The organism is Pseudomonas ogarae (assembly GCF_014268695.2).
GTDB classification, from domain to species: Bacteria; Pseudomonadota; Gammaproteobacteria; order Pseudomonadales; family Pseudomonadaceae; genus Aquipseudomonas; species Aquipseudomonas kilonensis.
In genome coordinates, this window is sequence record NZ_CP077086.1 from 1123168 (window position 1) to 1144135 (window position 20968).

Here is a 20968-nt window from a genome sequence, read left to right on the forward strand (position 1 = left end):
AAGCTCCGAAAAGAGGGGGCGAATTTATTTTGTAAGCGCAGACGGGGTAAACTTGTTGGGTATGCTCGGTTTGTAAATAAATTTGTCCCAGATGGCACTTACTTAACGACTAACCAGCTGATACACCTATAAAAAATGAAAAAGGAAAAAGGGGACGGATTTATTTTATAAGGCGCTGAGGGGGCGAGTTTATTGAATTCTCTCGGTTTTAAAAAAAATCTGTCCACTTTTCTCCAGATCTATAATTTTTTAGGATGTACTTGGAGTTACTCATGAAGAAAGCATTACTACTAATGTTGAGCCTGATCCTGACGTTGCCAGGCTGTAAATCCAACGTCAGAGACTCTTCCCCCACCGTGCTCAACGACGGCATCCAACTGCACCAAAACAAAGTGACCGTAGACGCCCAGCACGCCAAGGTGATCATGAAAGCGACGGGCAATGTCGTCCCTGTGGAATTTGCAATCAGGCGAGCGACGGACCCAGACCGGCGTATGGATGTGCAGGGGACAGTGGTGGATTCCGGTCGCGGCAAAGTGTTCGGCTGGATTGCCAAGCTCAACGAAACGGCCCACAGCGCGACCTTGAAGCATTTCCCTCAGTTGGAAGTGCAAGCTGATCCCGATCAGCCATTCGAGGTATCGGGTTACGCCACTGGCGAAAGTATCAACCGCGGTTATCGTTGCGGTCCGATCAGCACCATTTTCACACCGGAGAAGGGTAAGGTTTATCTGGCGGAACTCCAGTTTGTAGGTGGAGGCTGTGAACTGCATGCCTATGACATCACGCAGCCTCAGGAGCGTATTCCTGTCGTAGATAGCGCGCAAAACGGTGGCTTCGCCAACGCAGTCCCGGGCTGCAAGTCGGCAACGGCCTCGGTGAATAATCAGCCGGTCACAACACAGTTTTGCATCAAGTCCATCATGCTCCAGCCTTCGCAGTATCGCGTTAGCGTCAACGACCAGACTGTTTTCAGCGGTACCGATTACGAGCGCGTTGCTTTTGTAAAAACCGTTAAGGAAGGGGCCGTAACCGGTGGTTGCAATGAAATGATCGAGGCGCAGGCGGGCACTACTCAAAAGCCTGTCGCCTTTAAAGACCTGCCAGCTGATTTAGTAGCGGGCTGCCACATTACTGCGGACGCTGAGGGCAGAGCCCAACCGTTTAGTAAAGATGAAGCCTGTGACAAGGTGTTCTACAAGGCCATGATGCCGGTTTTAGGCAAGGTAGTACCCGTCGAGGTGGCACGGCAATGTGTCGTCAGAATAGGGGGGCAGACAGTATTTGAGGACCGTTTCAGTTTCTGACTTAAGATTTGAGATGCGTTTATATGAGGATGTGGTCCTCCATAATATTTTCGTTTGTTTTCGTTGCTAATTCTGTATCTATATACCTAAGGAGTAGTAATTCATGGAGATCAGCAACAATACTCAGGATGAGTATCGTAAACCCAATAATCTGGCAGGCCTGGGGCGTCGATGGGGAGGGCAAATCATTGACTCTCTCATTACTATTTTTCTGTTCGTCCTCGTAGGACGCTCAGCCGAGTTCGTCGGTCTTCCGCCAAGCGTGGTCGGTTTTCTGGCTTTAGGTGTGGCTGCGGCGTACTACCTGTTTTCTGATTCAATGCCGAACGGCCAAAGTGTGGGGAAAAAGCTGCTAGGAATGTCTGTGGTTGATGAGCGCAGTTACCTGAGCTGCAACGTTTATCAGTCTTTTATGCGTAACATCACTACCCCGTTCCTGAATGTATTTGATTGGGTATTTATTTTCTTTGGCTCACGGAAGCGGCTTGGTGACATGCTCGCATCTACAATTGTGATCCGATCCAAGTAAAGGGAGGGTGCCACGGGAAATCGAGCGTTCAAAAGCGAACGAAAAGGGGACAAGCATTTGTATGGCCACCAAACCAGATCGTTTCCCGATGCATTAGGAAAATAACAAAAAAGGGGACAAATTTATTTTGTGAAACGCAGAGGGGCAGATTTATTTTTTTGCTCTATTCTAAATAAATCCGTCCCTTTTTTAGAAGCAGGTGGGTTCCGGAATGAACTACGATGTAAACATTGAAATCTCTTGGCATGCACCTGTAATACCTGCCAAATCTTTAGCCGGGATTCCTCTGTTAATATCAGTGGCTGAATTCGAAAGGGGGCTTGGTCGTTATTTGGTTGATGAAGGTAAAGCTCTTTATCAGTTTGAAGGTTCGCCAGTTCTTTCCATGGTAATGGGGCTCGACTCGGATGGTAATGGGGGATATGGTTTCTCTGTTTTTGATAGGGGTTTGACAAATTGGCATTTGTTTTTTAATAGTCCAGAGCATCCGGGTGCTGATCCTCGGGCGCTATATGTTATTGTCCGCTCTTGGAAGATTTATGCGGTTAAGGTTTTGATGTTTGAAAAATACAGGGATGGCGGCAGGCCAGTAAATTCATACAAGGGTAAGTTGGCTTGTGGTATAGGTTTGGGTGACCTGTTAAGTGATCTTCAGAGTTGTGCTGAGCTAGAGTTTGATGCCGAAGAGGAGTGGTATGTTGCTATGGGTGATTATAGTGGTCTGGAGGTTTCCGGGTATGGTGTGAGTTTAGCGGATAATTCGGATCAGGTTGTAATGGCCTTGGCTGTTCTGGTAGAAGGGTAAGTTGTAAGTGTTCGAGATTGTTTGACTCGCGTCGAAGCGAAAAGGGGGCAGATTCAAATGGCGCTTACTTAGCGGCTAACCAGCTGATACACCTATAAGAAATGAAAACGGCTGGCCGAGTGCTCCCTCGAGGATGTTGTGTCAGGCTAAACCGTTTTCACCCCTAGCTTCTAGTTTCGCTAGGGCTTTTTCATGCTTAGACGAGTCATTCAATATGTTGATGAAGTTGGCGCCGAAGAAACGGCGCAACCCGCGTAATTTCTATTTGGGTATCGCTGCGGTAGTACTGATTGCCGGCATTGGACGCTATTTCGCGCTCAAAGCCGAGCAGGAGAAGATGGCCCAACAGGCGCTGCTGGTCGAGCACCTCGCCCAGCTGGACGCGACGCTGCCAAAGCAACTGGATGCAATTACCACCCTTGAGTACGTCGGTTTTACGTACGGTGACACGATCTTCTACCGCTACAGGATCGACTTAGCAGCGAGCAGCCTCTCCGAGGAACGCAAGGCCAGCATGGAGGCGAGAGTACGCCGTGATTTGGAGGAACTGGCCTGCAAGGAACCGCAGTTGCTGACGATGATGCGCAGGTTCAAGTTTCACCAGGAGCATCACTACCTGGCCCGAAACAGCACACTCTTTTCCATTGAGCTTCGCCCTGAACAGTTGAACTGCCCAAAATGATGCCGGTAAGGTGGCTGCCAAAAAGGGGACAGATTTATTTTGTGAAACACAGAGGGGCAGATTTGTTGGTTTTGCTCGGTTTATAAATAAATCTGTCCCCATTTCTGGTCCATTTTTGTAAGAATTAGAAGGACCGGTCTTCAGGACGAGGTCGCGAGTTGAGGGAAAAACACCGATGGTCACTGAAAAGTCCGAGCGCTCTTTGATGGAGTCTGGTCATGGCGTGCAGTACGTCACAGCAAAGCTTCGCAGGCAACGCCAGGACTGCAAACTCTCCGGATCACAGTCTCTGGACTTGGGGCTTAGCCAGATGGGCGTCCATAACCGGCTCCGGTTGTTGGCGCTAGCAAGCGTACTCATCGCGGGCTGCTCCAGCTCCAAAACCCACTCGCCCCCACCGGTCGAGCGCGACCGGTGCCTGGATGCGGGCCCGGTTAAAAGTGTGGAGTACGATAACTGTGTGGCTGATCGGGAGGCCAGCCAAAGTATGGCTCTCAGCGCTCTTCTCGATGATACCGGCGATTATCCTCAACCAATGGAAATAGTCGACGTTGTCGACGATATTTACCAACCGTCCGATTTTCCAGATACACCCGTTCCCATGCTCTACAAGGGTGCTGGTTCGATATCGACGACTGAAAAGCGGGCACTACCTTTTAAGGTCAAGGTCACTTGGAAGTACTCTTCCAAGGGGCTCATACCGGCTCTCCGAGACCGTGTCCGGATGAATGAAATGGAGAGGCTGATACTCCCGGCGATGCAGGATAAAGGGCTAGCGAAGTGGGTGTGCACGGTGACGGGTGGAAAACAGCGGGAGTGGATCTTCTATACACGCAACGACGAAGCTTTTATCGCTCAAACAAGAGCAATCCTAGCGCAGACTGGGCCATACCCTATTGAGTTGAGCGCACGCAAAGAACCAGCGTTGAGCACTGAAATGCAAAGTGGTGAAAGTCTGCCTGAAAATATCCGTATCACGCCCAAGACATGTGTGGAGTGAAGAAGGCGGGGGCAGACAACCCTTTATCAGGTAGTTAGCAGTTGTTTTTTGCTAAAGCTAGGTCTGTCCAGTTTATTGTTTATTTATTGGAGCACACGCGGATCATCACCACGAGCAACCGCGTTTCACGTATGGACACGACACAGCATGCAAAAAATATCGTATTGATCGGTCTGATGATTGCCCTCGGCGGTTGCCAGAGCATGAAAGACCTTGGGAGGAGCACCGTCGAGTACCTTGAGGAGTCCCGCACCACTCCGACGGACCGTTACCTTGCGGAGTTGCGCAATCCCTTCGTGCCGCTTGGCACCTTTGACGACGCCTTGGATGGCAACCAAGGCAAGGCATGTCGCCAAACCACCCACTACCGAACTGTTCAACCGTCCGACTTGCAGCTCGTCATATCCGCGAGCGAAGGTGGAATTCCGACTTGCCAGCATGTGCTCGGTACCTTCTATGAGCGCGGCACAGGCGTGAGCCAGAACACTGCCCGGGCCAGGTCACTCTACCTGCAAGCGGCGCCGGCCGATCCATATGCCTATGTGGAGCTCGCGCGCATGGCGCGGGATGGGATTGACGAGCCAGTTGACCCGGTGAAGGCCCGCGATTATTACACCCGCGCAGGTATAGGTGGTGTGGTGGGGTTGGGTGGGTTGATGGAGCAGGGCAAGGGCGGTGCGCAGGATGTGTCGGGTGCTTTGAAGCTGTACGTCGATGCTACCCAAAAATATGGTGACCCCGCCTGGAAGGCAATGCGGCCGCTATTGGCCCTTGGGCTGGAGCTCGATGCTGAGCAGGTGCAGAAATACAATCGAGTATGGATTGGGGGGCTTCTGCGCCAGATGCGTTTCGAGTTATGGCGCTCGTATGAGCTCGGTGGGCTCAATCACTCTGGTCAAACGCTGACAGTTAGAGTGCTTTTCAGGTTCTCGACCAGGAGTCCGAAGCCCGAGGTTTACCTGGCCGAGAGTTCCGGCGATCCAGTGATAGACACTGCTGTGGTGTCTGCGGTGTACCGCCTGACTATGAAAGATCCCTACATGCTTCCAGCGGGTCAAGAAACGTTCGACTTCGTGGCGCCGGTCGTCCTGTCCCCGAGTGCCAAACGGGGCTGACAACTCGGTTAGTCACTTCAAGACGGCTTCGGTGCAATAAGTGCAGGGGCCTAAGGTAAGTCAGTACGCGTGTGCGCTAACTGGAGCATATAAGCGAAACGGGCGACCAAAGGTCGCTCGTTTTCATTTATTTAGCAGCCTGCGCCCGTAACCATCGGCCAATCACATCACCCCCGTCATCCATCAGTGGCCATGGAGCGACTTCCAGGACATGAACTCCGATGGTCGTAACCCGTAGCGTGCGAGCACCCCTTCGTGCAGTCGACGGAGTTCTTCGACGATCAGTGCTTGCACCTCCGGCTGCTCTCTTTCTGAAACATATTCCGCTACCGAGCGTTGAATACATGACAATGGGTCAAGTTCTGGGTGAGTGATGATTTCCCGAATGGTCTTCTTGATGAAGTCTCGCCATGCCAGGCGTAAAGGATCCGGCTCCGCAAGGTCTTGCTTGATTGCCAGATATTCCTGTGTTGAGCGTTCGTAGGCCCAGATATACAGGTCGCGAAGCAGCTCTACACGGGTCATTTCGTACACACCCAATGTGGCTCGGCTGTAGGCCTGCTCCGGTACATCCAGAAAGGTCAGCGGACAAAGGTTGGCCCGGAACAAAGGGAGATTCGCTGCCAGTCGGGAGGTGCGTTTATTGATGTCGGCAAAAGGCTGCAAATAGGGCAGGTGCACCATCATGAAGAAAGACTGCTCGAACGGATCAGCGATCTGATTGGCTTTGCCAAGCAGGACATCCAGTGCTTCTTCAATTTGCTGTGGCGTTGAGAGCGGGCGATAGGTGCTTTTCCCGATGTCGACGGCGTGCTGGCGAATTCGGCCCTCGTCTGCTGGGTTGGGCAGCAGGTTTTCGGCCAGGGAGCTATGCAGGTTCATTAATGTGTAACGGTTGAACTCGGCACTCTCGATGTTCTCGACCAAAAGCTCGATAGCTGTCTTATGGTTCAAGATCATCTGCGTTTCTATAGCGGCCTTGCCCTGTGCTGCCTTACCTTGCTCAATGAGTTGTCGTGTGTCGAGCCGTGAGTAGGTGTTCCCTTCCAGATGGCTTGATGCCCACGACAGATCAATCAACAAGCGATTCAGGACCGCCCGGCTGTAAGTGCCTGCTGGCTCCGTCGCATCTGCGGTTTTGCCCATCCTGTGCAATTGGCGCCGCAACGACTCAGGTAAGTACCCTGTCTCGTTAGGACGATAGGCGTCCAGAAAGTCACGTTGGTAGCCCACCGGCTTGCGCGCTTCTGTGGGCTGGTTGATATAGGCGAGTATGTCCCGGCTGTCTGCAGATAATGGAATGAAGGCAGGGAAGGCATCGGTGTCAGTATTCAGGGCGTGGGTTTCGGCCTGGTGTTCTATTGCGAAATAACGTCGTGCCCTGCCTTCTCCCTGTGCAGTGATTTGGCTGCTTTCGACCAGGTTTGCAAGGATGCGCTGCGCCGTTCGCCGGGCGATTTCCGGGTGCTTGGTCAAAAGCTCTGAGAGGCTCGCCCCGCTCCTGGATGCCTGGATACTGTTCAGTATGTCGGTGGTCGAAGGCATGGTTATGTTGGCGCTGTTAGAGAAGATTTGGCGCGATTATGGCGCAGTTCTCAGAATCGCGCCATTTTGGGTTGAAAATGTGGCGCAGTTCTTGACGAACTGCGCCACAGCTCATCGGAGTAGATAGATGTAGTTGCTCCCGACGGTAGGGGCTACGTTATGGCCATAGTCGCCCGTCGTCACTTATTCCGCCGCCTGCGCCCGCAATCGTCTGCCAATCACATCCATCACATCACACCCATCGCGCAACGCGATCGTCAGCATTTTGCAGAAGTCGGAAAGCACCAGCGTGTCGGAACTGATCTCCGAGCGGAACGCGATGTTTTCCAGCAGTTGAGTCACGGTGCGGATGCGGTAGTCGGCGGTTTCGAAGAGGACGTCGAGTGGGGCTTGGGTGTCGATCAGCAGGGTAGCGGGGATGCAGTCGATGCCGGTGATGGGCATGTATCGGTTCATCGGTAGGACCTCATTCAGTTGAAAGGAGCTACCTCGTTGCCGGGTCGCCAAACCCGAGTCGCCATTGGGGCGACGAGGAACTATAGGCCGCCCCGCTCAAGCGCCACAAGACACCGCTTTCCGAGCTTCATGTAGGAGCTTTGGCCTTTCAGCGGCGGTATTTCCCTACATCGCTTTGTGGCTATCAACAGGGGCGAGCCAGTCGTCCATTCGGCACATCATCATGGCTAGAGAGAGGACTGTGGCGAGGGAGCTTGCTCCCGCTCGGTTGCGCAGCGACCGCAAAAACGTGGGGCCGCTTCGCAGCCCAGCGGGAGCAAGCTCTCATGGAACAAATTACAACTTGCTGATTTTTAATAAAAAAAATTCTGCTGAAATAAGTCGGCCATGTGTCTCAGGTAGGAAAGAACACTCCCTTTGTGGCGAGGGGATTTATCCCCGCTGGGCTGCGCAGCAGCCCCCAAAACCAGGCAACTCGGTGTGCCAGGAAGATTGAGTTGAGTGCTTTAGGGCCGCTGCGCGCCCCAGCGGGGATAAATCCCCTCGCCACAGGGCCTTGTTCCCTGCGCGACAGCGCAGCGTCGAAGACGCGGCGGGGACTCCCTCGCCACAAGGTGAAAGCATATGGCGCTACCCAACCCTGGCAGCCTCTTCAGCAAGACTTTGTTTTATGCTTCCCTAACGGCCATATCCCCCTTCAATCCCTTTCGCAGATTCCTAGATCGTGCAGACCCCCAACCGCAACGCTCTAATCACCCAACTCGCCACCAACCCCGATGACACCACCACGCGTGCTTCGCTCTATCGCGATTTGCTCGATACTGGTGAGGCGTCACTGGAAGGTTTACGCGTCGCGGCGGGCCTGGGCGATCCGGCGGCTAACTTGGTGGTGGCTCAACTGAACACCACGGCCCACACAAACCGCCCCGGCCCTTTGCTGTCGCACCTGCGTGGCCTGCCGGTCGACCATCTGGAGTTGAACAACGCCGAACCCCAGTGGTGTGACGCCCTGGCCGGGCTGCCCTTGCGCACCTTGGTGCTCAACAGCCCGAGGTTTATCTGCGGGCCGGAGACGTGGCAGCGTTTGCCCGCCAATGCCCTCGAAACCTTGGAAGTCAGTAATTTTTCCCGCGACGATAACGCCAATTGCCTCCCGTCGCCCGCACGTTTGCGTCGGCTGAAGTTGCAAACCTACGGCGAGGACTTCGACGACAGCTTCCTCCGTCAACTGAGCGACAGCCCGTTGCAGGAACTGTCGTTGAACCGTTGCGATGACATCACCGACGACGGCCTTCGTGCACTGTCACGCCTCAAGCTGCGCTCCCTGACCTTGCAACGCGTGGGCGAGCTGACGTCCCGTGGCATGGCGCACTTGGCAAGTCATCCCCTCGAACAGTTGTCCCTCAGTGGCAGCGGCGCGATCCTCGACGATCCGTCCTGGCTTGGCGACCTGACGGAGTTGCGCTCGTTGAGTCTGGATGACTGTTATGCAAGCGAGAGCGTGTTGCAGGCGATTCAAAATCTGCCGCTGGAAAAGCTTTCGCTCCAATCTGCGTTCATCTGCGAAGACGATCTTGAAGTGCTGGAGGGAATGCCGCTCACAGACCTGGACCTCAAGTGTCTACGGCAAGTGATCGAGCGGCTCGATTTGCTGCACGAGTTTCCCCTGAAGCGCTTGGGACTCTCCGATGTGCAGGGCGTCTGCGCCAGTACGTTGAGTGATCTGCGCGGGTTGCAGTTGGAGTCCCTGGACCTGTCCTTGAACGACATCACGTCGAAGGCGCTGAAACAACTGGCCGGGCTGCCGCTGAAACGGCTCGATCTGAGTTATTGCCAGGGCATTGATGGCAAGGTCTTGCGCAAACTCGTTGAGTTGGGATTGCCGTTGGAGCAACTTGAAATAAGTGGTCTGAACCTGCGCGACGCCGACTTGGCCTGTTTGCGGGACCTGCCGCTGCAGCGCCTGGGCTTGCTTGACAGCCCATGGCTGACTGACGCCGGCGTGGCTCATCTTGCGCGTATGCCGCTGCGGGACCTGACACTCGGGGCTGATCCAGGGGAATCGCGGATCACGTCGGCCGTGGTGCCTGTATTGGAGCAGCTTCCGCTGCAAACACTGTGGTTGCCCAACTGCGCCGGGATCGATGCAAACGGTTGGGATCGCTTGGCCAGATTGCCAGCCCGCGTGACCGGTCCGGGAATCTGACACGCTGATAGGAGGGATGCGGGAAAAGATTACTTATATAGTTTCTTATATGCCAAAACGTTGTCTGTTCCCGTTTTCCCGCTTATGTGCAGTGAGGATCACCTTATCTCTCACCTCTGTATTGGATAGAGGATTGCCGCTGCGAACCCCTAGTTTTTATACTATCTACATTGCCCTTTTATCCCGCCATACAGCGATCTCTGAAGGTCTCACCCATCATCATTTCTAAGGCTATAGGCTGGCCGGCTCCGCTAGACCTGGTTTTGAGTGGGGTATGCTCAGTCCTCCCTCACGGCTCTGAGTATAAAAAAAACCGCACTTGGCGAGCTCGTATCAATAGAACGTCGACTTGTGCTGTGCAGCAAGGTAGAAAAAACCGGCATGAATAATTCATAGTGGCTTGTTACTTAAATGCCGCAAGTACTAGGATCTTGATTTTTTCGTTGATTGTATTAGTGCTTAAGATAGAGCCTTGCACTACAGAATGAGTAAGTAGTTCGGAGAATCCTTTGTTGAGAGCTCTGCTAACGTAACCAATTCTGCCAAACTCAGTAACTATTGCGATTGCATTTTTATCATGAGTGTTTTCCGGCTCGCGGACAAAATTAATCGGCATTCCTTCGGTCAGTTCGCCAAATATTTTGTTGTACTGCGTTCCACTTACTTCCAATACTATATCTATAGGGGCTGATGCCGTCGAAAGATCTGGGCATAACTCAAAGCTATCGCTAGCTAACCTTGCGCCTGTATATCCAAGAAGTGAAAAGTCGGAGCCGCTAAAGTTACTAGGAAGACCATATTGAGCCAGATACTTTGGGAAATCCTGTCTTTTTCGTGGCGGTATCCGACTCATAAATGCTGCCAATGCGTTCTCAAACCACTCATTTCCATGAATTGTGAATGCTGGAAAGCTAATAAAACCTTCGTTTACCGCAGCGTGATAGTCGGGAGTGTCTTTCAAGTAACGGAACAAGTAAGAGTCATTTCTCTTAAGTAGTTCGCCTACTATCCTACGATTGCGCGCAACTCCTTCCGTTACGCTCGTCCAGACCAAAAATAGCCGAGATGGTTCAAAAACGTGATCAATGGTGTGCATTTAATTTTTCCGTAATCAATTCTATGCGCCTCAAGGTGAGCCTGATCACAAAATTGGCCCTTGCTTTGGTCAGTCTAGCATGGGGCGGCATTGGTAGGTCAACCAGTTGCTCCATAAAATTTATAAAGTGCGCAGTATCGAATTGTTTGAGTTTTCTTAAGATTAGTGCACGTACTTTGGGGTTGTGCTTAGAAATAAAATCCATAGATTCTAGATGTCCGACTTGGACTAAGTTGTCCGGCGCCCATCTAATATGGTGTGTGCCTTTTCTGATGAAATTATCTAGGCGAAACGCATCCCATTGAGAGAATTTTCTTTCTAGTATTTGATAGCCAAGACTTGTGCCGTTGTCAAACCAGGGGGCGAACTTTAATCTTAGGCCGTATTGTTCTCCCTTTCTTCTTGCGACGCTTTTGGTGTTGGGTGAGGATGTGATCAAGTATCCCCAGTTATCTTGATGGCGATCGGTATTTCCTATCACGGCGTCGAACATTAGCATTGACCAGAAATCAAATATTTGGTTGTCGCCGATAAAGTCTATGCTCAGTTTTTGAGCGGTAAGAAGATTGTGTTGTGTCCCCCTGTCTTTATCAAAGTTTTTAATTTCTCTGTAGAAAAAATAGCCTGCGGCAAAGAAAACCTCTTCGTCTGGCGTATAAAACCATTCGCTTAAAGATCCGCACTCACCCGTCATTGAGTCAAATGCAGCGTGGGCCGGTGGAACATCAATATTTAGAAGCAGGCCGATTTGATATGCGATCAGCTCCGCCCAGTATTGTTCTGGATATTTTTCATCGGAAAGTTTGAACATGTATTGCCAGTCGGGCCTTATGACATCTTGGATAGGGTCATAGGGTGAGACCACAAGGCGCTTAGGTCTAGCTCCCTCCGGGTATGCCTCCGAGAACTCTCGGTGACGGCGCCACTCGGCAATATCAATGGGGTTTAATTGAATAGGCAATTTATTAGTCCTTTAGCGATTACTCATTTGGTAATCGTGAAACCGTTGACTCAGCGTAAATACATCGCCCTACCAGAGCACACGCCGTAGATCAGAAATTACACAACCGACCCTGAAAAATTCTTTCCGTCTTCGTCTCGCCTATACCCCGCTGCAAGCAGTATTTAACACATTCGGAATTGCGCAGAAGTCCAGCTCATCCCCTGACGAGCTCCGCGTTAGGTGAGCCCATTGGCCCGACCTCAGGCCATTTAAGGTCGGACGCAGCCTCCTAGCTAAACTCCCTTCAGTTCTTGCTCTGGTTCGCTGAGATCTATGTTGCACTACATCAGCCGGTCGATGACTGAGTATTGAAGGAAAGCCGTATCTGACTCAATACGACGTTTTGTTAGCATTTGTTAGCGAAAACGCTCGGGGGAGCGTTGCCATAGAGCCGGCATCCTCAACCCAGAACCAACGTCCAGGGCACAAAAAAGGGCTACGGGGACCGACACGTTTTTTGAATTGCCATTGGAGCAACTTGAAATAAGCGGCCTGAACCTGCGCGATGCCGACCTGGCTTGTTTGCGGGATCTGCCCCTGCAGCGCCTGGGTCTATATGACAGCCCTTGGCTGACTGACGCCGGGGTGGCCCATCTCGCAGGCATGCCGCTGCGGGACCTGACACTAGGGGCGGATCCAGGGGAATCGCGGATCACGTCGGCCGTGGTGCCCGTGTTGGAGCAACTGCCGCTGCAAACACTGTGGTTGCCCAACTGCGCCGGGATCGATACAGACGGCTGGGATCGCTTGGCCAGTTTGCCAGCCCACGTGACCGGTCCGGGCATCTGACGCGCTGATAGGAATAGGCAATGCCCCAAGGCAAACCGGCATAGGTGGGCCATTTTTCGATCGTTACCATGGCCTCCTATTTATCCATTGGAGTTCACCATGCACGACAGAAAAACCCTCTTCATCACCGGCGTGAGCAGCGGCTTGGGCAACGCCCTGGCGCAGGAGGCGCTCGCAGCAGGCCATCGTGTCATCGGCACCGTGCGCAGTGAGGCGGCGTTGCAGGCCTTCGAAGCGCTCTCCACGGAGCGTGCCCATGGCGTGATCCTGGATGTCACCGAGTTCGATCGAATCGATAGCGCGGTGGCGGAGATAGAAACCACTTACGGCCCGGTCGATGTCCTGGTCAACAATGCCGGCTACGGCCATGAAGGCATTTTCGAAGAATCGCCGCTGGAGGAGATGCGTCGCCAGTTCGACGTCAACGTGTTTGGCGCGGTGGCGGTGACCAAGGCCTTCGTGCCGTATTTTCGCCAGCGCCGTGCCGGTCATATTCTCAATATCACCTCCATGGGCGGCACGATTACCATGCCGGGCATTTCCTATTACTGCGCGAGCAAGTTTGCCCTCGAAGGCCTCTCCGATACGCTGAGCAAGGAGCTGCTACCGTTCAACATCTTCGTGACCGCGGTGGCGCCTGGTTCGTTTCGCACCGACTGGGCGGGGCGTTCGATGCAGCGTACGGCGCGGAGCATTGCCGACTACGACGCCAGTTTCGATCCGATACGTAAAGCGCGCGTGGAAAAAAGCGGCAAGCAACTGGGCGATCCTCGGAAAGCGGCGCAAGCGATGTTGCAGATCATTGCCAGCCCGACGCCTCCTGCGCATGTGTTGTTGGGCAGCGATGCACTGAACCTGGTGCGCGACAAACTCAGTCGAGCGGCCAGTGAGATCGATCAATGGGAAGCGCTGACCCGTTCGACCGACGGTTGAGCGGCCAGCAAAGGGGCATCAATGACTCAGGCCTCAAACACTTCGCGCATGGTGCAGTTGATGGAACAGCTCGCGCCGGTCGAGGGCTACAACCTCAGCGCGCTGGAGGATATCCGTTTTCTGCGTTCAAACCGGCCGCTGACGCGCACGCCGGTGTTGTATGAGCCCGGTATCGTGATCCTGTGCCAGGGGCGCAAGCGCGGTTATCTGGGTGAGGACGTCTACGTATATGACGCCCAGCACTACCTGGTGGTGTCTGTCCCGGTTCCGTTCACCATGGAGACCGACGCCACCGAAGCTGAGCCCATGCTGGCGGTCTACATGCGTCTCGACTTGCAGCTGGCCAGCGAGTTGATGCTGCTAGTGGACGAGACCCTCGGCCCCAGCGATGCCCAACCCAAAGGCATGTACGCCTCGCCCATGGACGATTTGCTGCGCAGCTCGACGCTGCGTTTGCTGGAAGCCATGAGTCGCCCGGGCGAAGCGCAAATACTCGGGCCGTCACTGGTACGGGAAATCTACTACCGGATCCTGACCGGCGAGCAGGGCGGCTCGATGCGCGCCGCGCTCAGTCGCCAGGGGCACTTCGGCAAGATCACCCGGGCGATCCGCAAGATCCACAGCTGCTACCACGAGCACCTGGACGTCGAAACGCTCGCCCACGAAGCCAACATGAGCATCCCCAACTTTCACCTGCACTTTCGCAGCGTGACGGACTCCACGCCCATGCAGTACTTGAAATCGACACGCCTGCACCAGGCGCGCTTATTGATGCTGCGCAACACCATGAGCGCCTCGACGGCCGCGTTCAACGTCGGCTACGAAAGCGCCTCGCAATTCAGCCGCGAGTTCAAGCGGATGTTCGGGCGAACACCTCAGGCGGAGATTGAATGGATGAAGGCGACTTATGCGTTGCCGGCACCTGCTGAGCCGTCTGTTTATGTTTCGTCGCATTAGGGGTGGGCTGGATCCTGTTAGATCTGAAATTGTTCAAATGTTTAGAGCTTGAGCATAAATAACCACAGAATTGAATTTTATTGGTTATTCCTTGTTGTTTTTTCATTCTGTTGATGTGGAAACGCAATTTGCATCAAGTTATGCTCGTTTATTATTGGATCCAATGTTCGGTGGCGTCAGATGCCGAGCCTGCCCACCTATGGACGTATCAAAAAGGATAAACGCCATGATGCTGAAGGATCCTTCCAGCAAATATCGACATTTCACCACCGTGGATCTGCCGGACCGCACATGGCCCGGTAAGGTCCAGTCCGTTGCGCCTAGCTGGTGCAGCGTCGATATGCGCGATGGCAATCAGGCCTTGATCGAGCCGATGAATGCCGAACGCAAGCGTCGTTTCTTCGACCTGTTGGTCAAGGTCGGTTTCAAGGAAATCGAAGTAGGCTTTCCAGCCGCTTCGCAGACCGATTTCGATTACGTGCGCGAACTTATCGAAACCGGTGCGATTCCCGATGACGTGACGATTCAGGTCATGACGCAAGCCCGCAGCCATCTCATCGAGCGCACGTTTGAGGCATTGAAGGGCGCTCCCCGCGCTATCGTGCATGTGTACAACGCGACCGCACCGGTGTTTCGAGACGTGGTATTCGGTGTTGACCGCGCCGGGTGCATCGAGATTGCCACCCAGGCCACTCGCGAAATCAAACAGCACATGGACAACAATCCCGAGACGCAGTGGACCTTCCAGTATTCCCCCGAGACTTTTTGTTTCACCGAGTTGGATTTCGCATTGCAAGTCTGCGAGGCGGTGACGGACGTCTTCGCACCAACGCCTACCAACAAGATGATCCTGAACCTGCCGACGACCGTCGAAGTCTCCACGGCCAATGTCTTCGCCGATCAGATCGAATGGTTTTGCCGGCATTTCAGCCGTCGTGACAGCGTGATCATCAGCGTCCATCCGCACAATGACCGGGGCACCGGGGTTGCCACCGCCGAGCAGGCCTGCCTGGCCGGTGCCGAACGGGTCGAGGGCACGCTGTTTGGTAACGGCGAGCGAACCGGCAATGTCGATATCCTCACCCTGGCCATGAATCTCTACACCAGCGGTATCGATCCGCAGCTGGATTTCTCGGATATCCTCCACGTCCAGCGCGAGGTGGAATACTGTAACCAGCTGCCCACGCATCCTCGCCATCCTTACGCGGGCGAGCTGGTGTTCACGGCCTTTTCAGGGTCGCATCAGGACGCGATCAAGAAAGGCTTTGCAGTGCGCCAGGCCAATCCCGATGGCTTCTGGGAAGTGCCTTATCTGCCTATTGATCCGGCGGATATGGGGCGCAGTTATGAGGCGGTCATTCGCGTCAATAGCCAATCCGGTAAAGGCGGCGTGGCCTATCTGCTTGAACAGCATGGGGTCGTGATGCCGCGCCGGTTGCAGATGGAGTTCAGCAACCTGGTCCAGCAAGAGGCGGATGGATCGGGCCAGGAGATCAGTAGCGAGATGATCCTTGCGTGCTTTACCCGGCACTATCTGGAGGAGGGCACGCCCTACACGTTGTTGCAGCCAAAATTGGTCAGCGAAGGCGCCGTGACTTACCTGGAGGGCGTGCTCGACATGGGCGGCACCCAGTTCGACCTCAGCGGTGAGGGCAACGGTCCGCTGGCGGCGCTGGTCGATGCATTTGCCCAGCGTGGCGTTCACTTCGATATCGCCGATTATCATGAGCACGCTGCTCGCGATGGGGCTCAGGCCGAAGCACTGGCCTATGTCGAGATTCGGGTGAATAACCGGCTGCTATTCGGCGCCGCGCGCGACGGCAGTAGTTTGCTGGCGTCGCTCAAGGCGGTGACAAGCGCCGTCAATCACGCATCGCGCCTGGGGCTGCTCAGCGTGATGAGCGCTGCGGGGCCTTGCTGACAGGGCTGCGTGTACAGCCCGGCGCCGCTGCTGTGGCGCTCTAGCGCATATCCGCATAAGGCGAGATCGGCTCCACCGGTAGCGGCAGGTTGCCTTGCCACGGGTCAAATGTGTAGCGCAAGTAAAGCAAGGCCCGGCTCGGGGCGTAGCCTTCGCTGTGCTGCCAGGTGATGCCGGCGCCCAGGACCAGGTTATCGGAAAGGCGACGCTCCACGAGGCCCTGGACACGTAAATTGTAGCCGTTGCTGCTACTGCCACTCTTGGTCAGGGACGGGTTGTCCACCAGCGTCTTGTTCGATTGCGCCAGCAGGCTCTGCAGATCAGCTTCGCGATTGTCTTTGGGGTAGAAATCAGAGCCGTCGATTTTCGCGAACGACCAACCCACTGAGCTTTCGAGCAGGGCCGACCAGTCAGCGTTACGCCAGGCGTAGTTCACCGGCACGCTGACCGAGTAGTACTGCTGTGGGCTGTAGTAGCCGCCCTGGCCGAGTGTGTCTTCGCTCAAGTCCTTGTCGAAGCCCATGTACATCAGGGTCAGGCCAGTGCGCAGACGTTCGTCGGCACGTTCCACCAGGCGATAGTAGTAACCGCCCATGGCTGTGCGCCGTTGGTTGTTCTCAACGTTTTGCCCCACTAACCAATGACTGCTCAGGCTTGCCCACACGCCATCCTTGGCGCCTCGGTCATGGCTCAGGCCCAAGGTGAAGCCGTTGGCGGTAACGCCGCCCCACTGGGTTCCGGTGACCGGATCGACCGCACCGGCATACGACACCAGTGAGTTGGTCAGGGGACGCCGCGATGCCGTGAGGCGGTAGTCCAGGCTGCTCCAGTCGCCGCTGTAGGTGACACCGCCCACCCAGTTCGACACGGTGAATTCTTGTGGCGTGTGGCCAAGGTCGAAGGCCCATCGATCATCGTGCCAGCCCATGCCCAGCTGGGTGCCGCGCACGCTCTGCGAAGCGCTGGTGCAGCCATTCACCACCACCGCGCACAAGCCGAACCGGTCGGTGCTGGAAAAATTGCTGACATCCAGATTTATGTCTTCAGCCTGGACAAAGCCTTGCCCTTGGGCCACCGGCGCGTCGATGCGCAGGATGGTGGTTTGGGTGGTCAGGTCCGAGACCCCCGAGGAACTGTTGTCGGTGCGCCAGGCGAGGTCGTGGTACAGGTTCACCGTCGGATTCTGCTTTTGGTACAGCTCGTCGACGTCGCTGCGGATGCTGCGCTTCAACCAGTCATCGCCGTCGCTGGCACGGCTGGCCAAGGTCATGGCGCGGTTGTCGCGCGGTTCGGCCTGTGGCGGTTCGATCATCCTTGCCGCGCCCATGCTGCGCGCATAGTCATCCAGGGCTCGCTGCGGCTCTTCTCGAGACAGCAGACGCGCCGCATCCCGATAGACCAACGGATCAGTTTGCGGGGTATTGAGCAACTGCGCGAACAGCGCGTTCGCACGCGTCTTGTCGCCCAGCGACGCCCAGGCATTGGCCAGCCGGCGCTGAAACGACACATCCGCCGGTACCGGCGCCGACACGGCCATAAGACTGACCTTGGCGGCGTTCGGTTGACCGCTGGCGATCAGCACTTCGCTCAGGCCGAGTTGGGCCTCGGCATTTTTCGGCACGCTGGTCAGCACCTTGCGATAGCGGCTTTCGGCCTGTACCAGGTCGCCACGCTGCTGGGCCCAGTCGGCCAGGGTCAGGTAGTCGTCAGTGGTCGGCGCGCGCATCAGCAGCGCTTCGGCCTGGGCCTCATGGCCGCCGTCGCGTAGCGCTCGGGCCTTCGCCAGCAACTGGCGACGCTGCAGACGAGCCCACAGCGCGTTCATGTTGTCGCTCCAGGCGGCACGGGGGATCTGTTGCAGCGTGCCCATGGCATCGCCGTCACGCTCGGCATTGGCCAGAAACAGGCCGTGGGCATAGCGCGCGTCGGCGTTCTGGCCCCGACGTTGTAACAGCCAGTGGAAGCTTTGATCGGCCTCGGCATTGAGACCACGTTCGCGCTGGGCATTGGCCAAGCGGTACACCAACCAGGGATTGTCCGGGTCCAGCACGCGAGCCTTGCTCAAGGCTACCGTCACCTGCGCCCAATCGCTGCGCCGGGTAGCGCCATCGGCCTGCGCATTGAGGCGATCCAGCGTCAGTTCCCGACGCACGCTTTGGAACTCTTGCTGTTCTTTGGGCGTCAGGCTGTCGAGGTAGTGCTCGGCCTTTTCCGGTGATTGCGACTGGTACAGGCGGACCATCGCACGCACCGTGCTTGCATTGCTCGGATCGAGCTTGCGCGCGCGCACCAGCAAGGCTTCTGCGGTGATGTCATCGGATTCGCCACGGGCAACGTAGGATAAGCCGATCAGCGGCGCAGGGTCGTTTGGCTTGGCTTGGTTCGCCTGCCGGTACCATTTTTTTGCAACGCGATAATCCTTTCGCTCAAGGGCTTCATCACCCTTTTGCAGCAGCATCCACTGATAGTTGGCAGCCTTGAGATCCTGCCATTTGGTCATCCAGAAGGTGTCTTGCTCGATGGACGAGGCTTTGACGAAAGCGTGGTATGCCGCTTCGTGCCTGTTCTGGCGCATCAGCGAAACACCCAGCGAGCCCAGCAGGCTGGAGTCTTGTGGGTAACGTTTGATCGCCCGACGCAAACTGGCTTCAGCGCCGACGTTGTTGCCGGCCTCAAGCAGTGCCTTGCCTTTGACTCCGGCCTGCCAGGCCGGATCAGCCAGGTATTGCTCCTGCTCTTGCAACTGCTTAGTCGCGTCAGGGCGCATGCTGGTATTGGGATAGAGCTTCAGAAACACTCGCCAGCCCTGCGCGGTTTCGGGCCCTACCGGTTGTTCGAGCCAATAGTTGTATTCGCGCTCGGCAGCGTTGTCGCTGGCGTTCGGATCGCCAGCCAATTGATGCAGGACGTCCAGCGCCTCAGGATCACGCTTTTCGGCAAACAGCAGGCCGGCCAAGGTCTGGCGCAGCGAGGCATTGCCGGGGTACTGCCGGTCCAGTTCGAGCAACTGCTCGATCACGACAGGGCGCTCGGCCTTGATGCCGCTACGCACATTCAGATATTCCAGAGCCGTGGCAAAGTCCGGCATATCATCGCCGAACAACTGTCGATAGGCCTTGATAGCGTCTTCAAAGCGGCCGGCGACGGCCAGCAGGCGCGCCTCCTGCAGAGCCCTTTGACCATCGGCACCGTGCCTTTTCAACAAGCTCTCGGCCTTACGCAGGGCCGCCGTGCCTGGCGCCTGTTGGCGCAGTTGGGCGACCAGGCGTTCGGCTTCCGGTTGATTTTTTTGCAGCAGTGCCTGGCGGACTTCGACAACTTTCACCTGCGCATTGTCCGGGGCGATCAGCTCCAGGCGAGCCAGCGAGTCATGCACCAGGTCTTCGCGGTACAGCGCCTCACCAATGCGGATCTGCTCCAGCAGCCATTGCTGCTGGTCGGGCGGGCTGAGAGGCTCGCCCAGGGCGACCCCATAAACGCTGCTCAGCAGCAGCCCGAAACCGGTCATTTTTTGCATGCGGCAATCCAGTTTGGCACGAGGCGTCCGTTCTTATCGAAGCGATAACGTTGTTGGTCCCAGCCCTGCCCGAACAGCATCAGCGATTGGTTGTAATAGGCATCTGCCAAGGGCGGCTGTTGTTGCAGGCGTTGGCGTTGGGTCTTGAGGGCAGCCACGCTGTCCGGGCTGGCAGCCAGCAAGGGCAGCAATGCAGCACTGAAACCAACCGGGCCGGCGCCATTGTCAAAACCGGTGAGTGTGTCGACTTTTTCCGGAACGTGGCCCAGCCGCGCAGTCAGGTCCAGCATGGGTTTGAAGTGTTCGATCAACCTGGTGCGCCCGGGGGTATCCTTGTCCAGCATGCCCACCCAGAGGTAGACACGAATGGCGTCATAGCTACCAACGCTGCCTTTCTGACTGTCCACGGCCCAACCCTGCCCGGGTTTCCACAGTTGCCAGTCGGGTGCCAGGCCCTTGGGTGAACTTTCGATCAGCAGACGCTCGGTGTTGCTGGCCAGCTCCGCCCAGATCGGTGCTTCCAGGGCGAAGCGTGCCAGCAATTGCGGCGGCAGATAGCTGGCATTCAGGCGCCAACCCTCGGCGTTTTCGAATCCGGAGTCGCCGGGCAACAGCATCAGGCCCAGGCCTGGTAGCTTGCGCAGGCTTTGTGCCGCACTGCGCCAGAGCAGGCTGCGGCCCAAGGCCAGGTAATCCGGTTGATGCCACAGACGCCCGGCTTCCAGCAGGCTATAGGCGATCCACAAGTCGGCATCGGTGGCGTTGTTGCTATCCAGTACCTGCCAGCGGCCAGCGTTGTCGCGGCCCCACTGCCATGCCGGAAGCTGCCGGTTAAGGTCTCCGCCGGCCAGGTTGTCCTGAGTCCAGCGCAGCACTTTGGCGAAGCTATCGCGGTCATTGCCCAGCAGGGCGAAAAACAGCCCGTAGCTCTGTCCTTCAGACGTGGAGATCAACTGCTCCGAGGAGTGGTCAATGACCCGTCCGTCCGAGCTGAGCATCGCCTGACGAAAATTCTGCCAGGCCGGCCAGTCGCATTCAGTAGCACCGGCAAAGCCAGGCGCTACGATCAACGCGGCCAAGGCCAGCGCGAAGAAAGCTTTCACCCGA

General features: G+C 55.8%; 16 protein-coding genes and 1 pseudogene. 11 read left to right on the forward strand and 6 right to left on the reverse strand.

Translation table 11 applies throughout. The features are described 5' to 3' along the window. Positions 1 to 272: 272 nt before the first annotated feature. The 6 genes from HU749_RS04730 (at position 273) to HU749_RS04755 (ending at position 5438) form a co-directional block, all read left to right on the forward strand. Positions 273 to 1307, forward strand: a complete 1035-nt coding sequence (locus tag HU749_RS04730) for a hypothetical protein (protein ID WP_186650488.1) — start codon at positions 273 to 275, stop codon at positions 1305 to 1307. Between the two features lie 103 nt (positions 1308 to 1410). Beyond that, entirely contained in the window at positions 1411 to 1836 is a 426-nt protein-coding gene (locus tag HU749_RS04735) for an RDD family protein (RefSeq protein ID WP_186650490.1), read from the forward strand. 211 nt (positions 1837 to 2047) lie between these two features. Then, complete coding sequence (locus HU749_RS04740; RefSeq protein ID WP_186650493.1) at positions 2048 to 2641, forward strand: hypothetical protein; 594 nt, start codon at positions 2048 to 2050, stop codon at positions 2639 to 2641. A gap of 214 nt (positions 2642 to 2855) precedes the next feature. After that, on the forward strand, positions 2856 to 3323 hold the full coding sequence (locus HU749_RS04745; protein WP_186650495.1) for a hypothetical protein: 468 nt from the start codon (positions 2856 to 2858) through the stop codon (positions 3321 to 3323). A gap of 175 nt (positions 3324 to 3498) precedes the next feature. Then, positions 3499 to 4323, forward strand: a complete 825-nt coding sequence (locus tag HU749_RS04750) for a DUF695 domain-containing protein (RefSeq protein WP_225919128.1) — start codon at positions 3499 to 3501, stop codon at positions 4321 to 4323. Positions 4324 to 4364: 41 nt separating this feature from the next. After that, positions 4365 to 5438, forward strand: a complete 1074-nt coding sequence (locus HU749_RS04755) for a tetratricopeptide repeat protein (protein ID WP_095962084.1) — start codon at positions 4365 to 4367, stop codon at positions 5436 to 5438. Positions 5439 to 5621: 183 nt separating this feature from the next. Here HU749_RS04755 and HU749_RS04760 read toward each other — a convergent pair whose 3' ends face one another. Together HU749_RS04760 and HU749_RS04765 are read right to left on the reverse strand one after the other, a co-directional pair. Further along, positions 5622 to 6983 carry a Fic family protein gene (locus HU749_RS04760; RefSeq protein ID WP_186650498.1) on the reverse strand — a complete coding sequence of 454 codons (1362 nt, stop codon included), beginning with the start codon at positions 6981 to 6983 and terminating at the stop codon, positions 5622 to 5624. 183 nt (positions 6984 to 7166) lie between these two features. Then, a complete protein-coding gene (locus HU749_RS04765; protein WP_095962082.1) occupies positions 7167 to 7439 on the reverse strand; it encodes a hypothetical protein in 273 nt (90 codons plus the stop codon). A 724-nt stretch (positions 7440 to 8163) separates the two neighbouring features. Here HU749_RS04765 and HU749_RS04770 point away from each other — a divergent pair. Further along, the gene (locus HU749_RS04770) at positions 8164 to 9645 is read left to right on the forward strand and encodes a leucine-rich repeat domain-containing protein (RefSeq protein ID WP_186650501.1); all 1482 of its coding nucleotides are present in this window, start codon (positions 8164 to 8166) and stop codon (positions 9643 to 9645) included. A gap of 403 nt (positions 9646 to 10048) precedes the next feature. Here HU749_RS04770 and HU749_RS04775 read toward each other — a convergent pair whose 3' ends face one another. Together HU749_RS04775 and HU749_RS04780 are read right to left on the reverse strand one after the other, a co-directional pair. Continuing rightward, positions 10049 to 10741 carry an HIRAN domain-containing protein gene (locus HU749_RS04775; RefSeq protein WP_095962080.1) on the reverse strand — a complete coding sequence of 231 codons (693 nt, stop codon included), beginning with the start codon at positions 10739 to 10741 and terminating at the stop codon, positions 10049 to 10051. Further along, positions 10728 to 11702, reverse strand: coding sequence for a HipA domain-containing protein (locus HU749_RS04780; RefSeq protein ID WP_095962079.1), 975 nt, complete (start codon positions 11700 to 11702; stop codon positions 10728 to 10730). Before HU749_RS04780 ends, HU749_RS04775 begins: the two co-directional genes overlap by 14 nt. A 504-nt stretch (positions 11703 to 12206) precedes the next feature. Here HU749_RS04780 and HU749_RS04785 point away from each other — a divergent pair. From HU749_RS04785 to leuA, 4 genes and pseudogenes are all read left to right on the forward strand, one after another. Beyond that, positions 12207 to 12533 (forward strand): annotated as a pseudogene (locus HU749_RS04785) (leucine-rich repeat domain-containing protein); the annotation flags it as partial. Between the two features lie 99 nt (positions 12534 to 12632). Then, positions 12633 to 13466, forward strand: a complete 834-nt coding sequence (locus tag HU749_RS04790) for an oxidoreductase (protein WP_095974190.1) — start codon at positions 12633 to 12635, stop codon at positions 13464 to 13466. A gap of 21 nt (positions 13467 to 13487) precedes the next feature. After that, complete coding sequence (locus HU749_RS04795; protein ID WP_186650503.1) at positions 13488 to 14423, forward strand: AraC family transcriptional regulator; 936 nt, start codon at positions 13488 to 13490, stop codon at positions 14421 to 14423. A 226-nt stretch (positions 14424 to 14649) separates the two neighbouring features. Further along, positions 14650 to 16344, forward strand: coding sequence for a 2-isopropylmalate synthase (gene leuA / locus HU749_RS04800; RefSeq protein ID WP_186650591.1), 1695 nt, complete (start codon positions 14650 to 14652; stop codon positions 16342 to 16344). Between the two features lie 40 nt (positions 16345 to 16384). Here leuA and bcsC read toward each other — a convergent pair whose 3' ends face one another. Continuing rightward, positions 16385 to 19861 (reverse strand): cellulose synthase complex outer membrane protein BcsC, encoded by a 3477-nt coding sequence (gene bcsC / locus HU749_RS04805; protein ID WP_186650506.1) that lies wholly within the window; start codon positions 19859 to 19861, stop codon positions 16385 to 16387. Next, positions 19849 to 20964, reverse strand: a complete 1116-nt coding sequence (bcsZ, locus tag HU749_RS04810) for a cellulose synthase complex periplasmic endoglucanase BcsZ (RefSeq protein WP_186650509.1) — start codon at positions 20962 to 20964, stop codon at positions 19849 to 19851. Before bcsZ ends, bcsC begins: the two co-directional genes overlap by 13 nt. Positions 20965 to 20968: the final 4 nt, after the last annotated feature.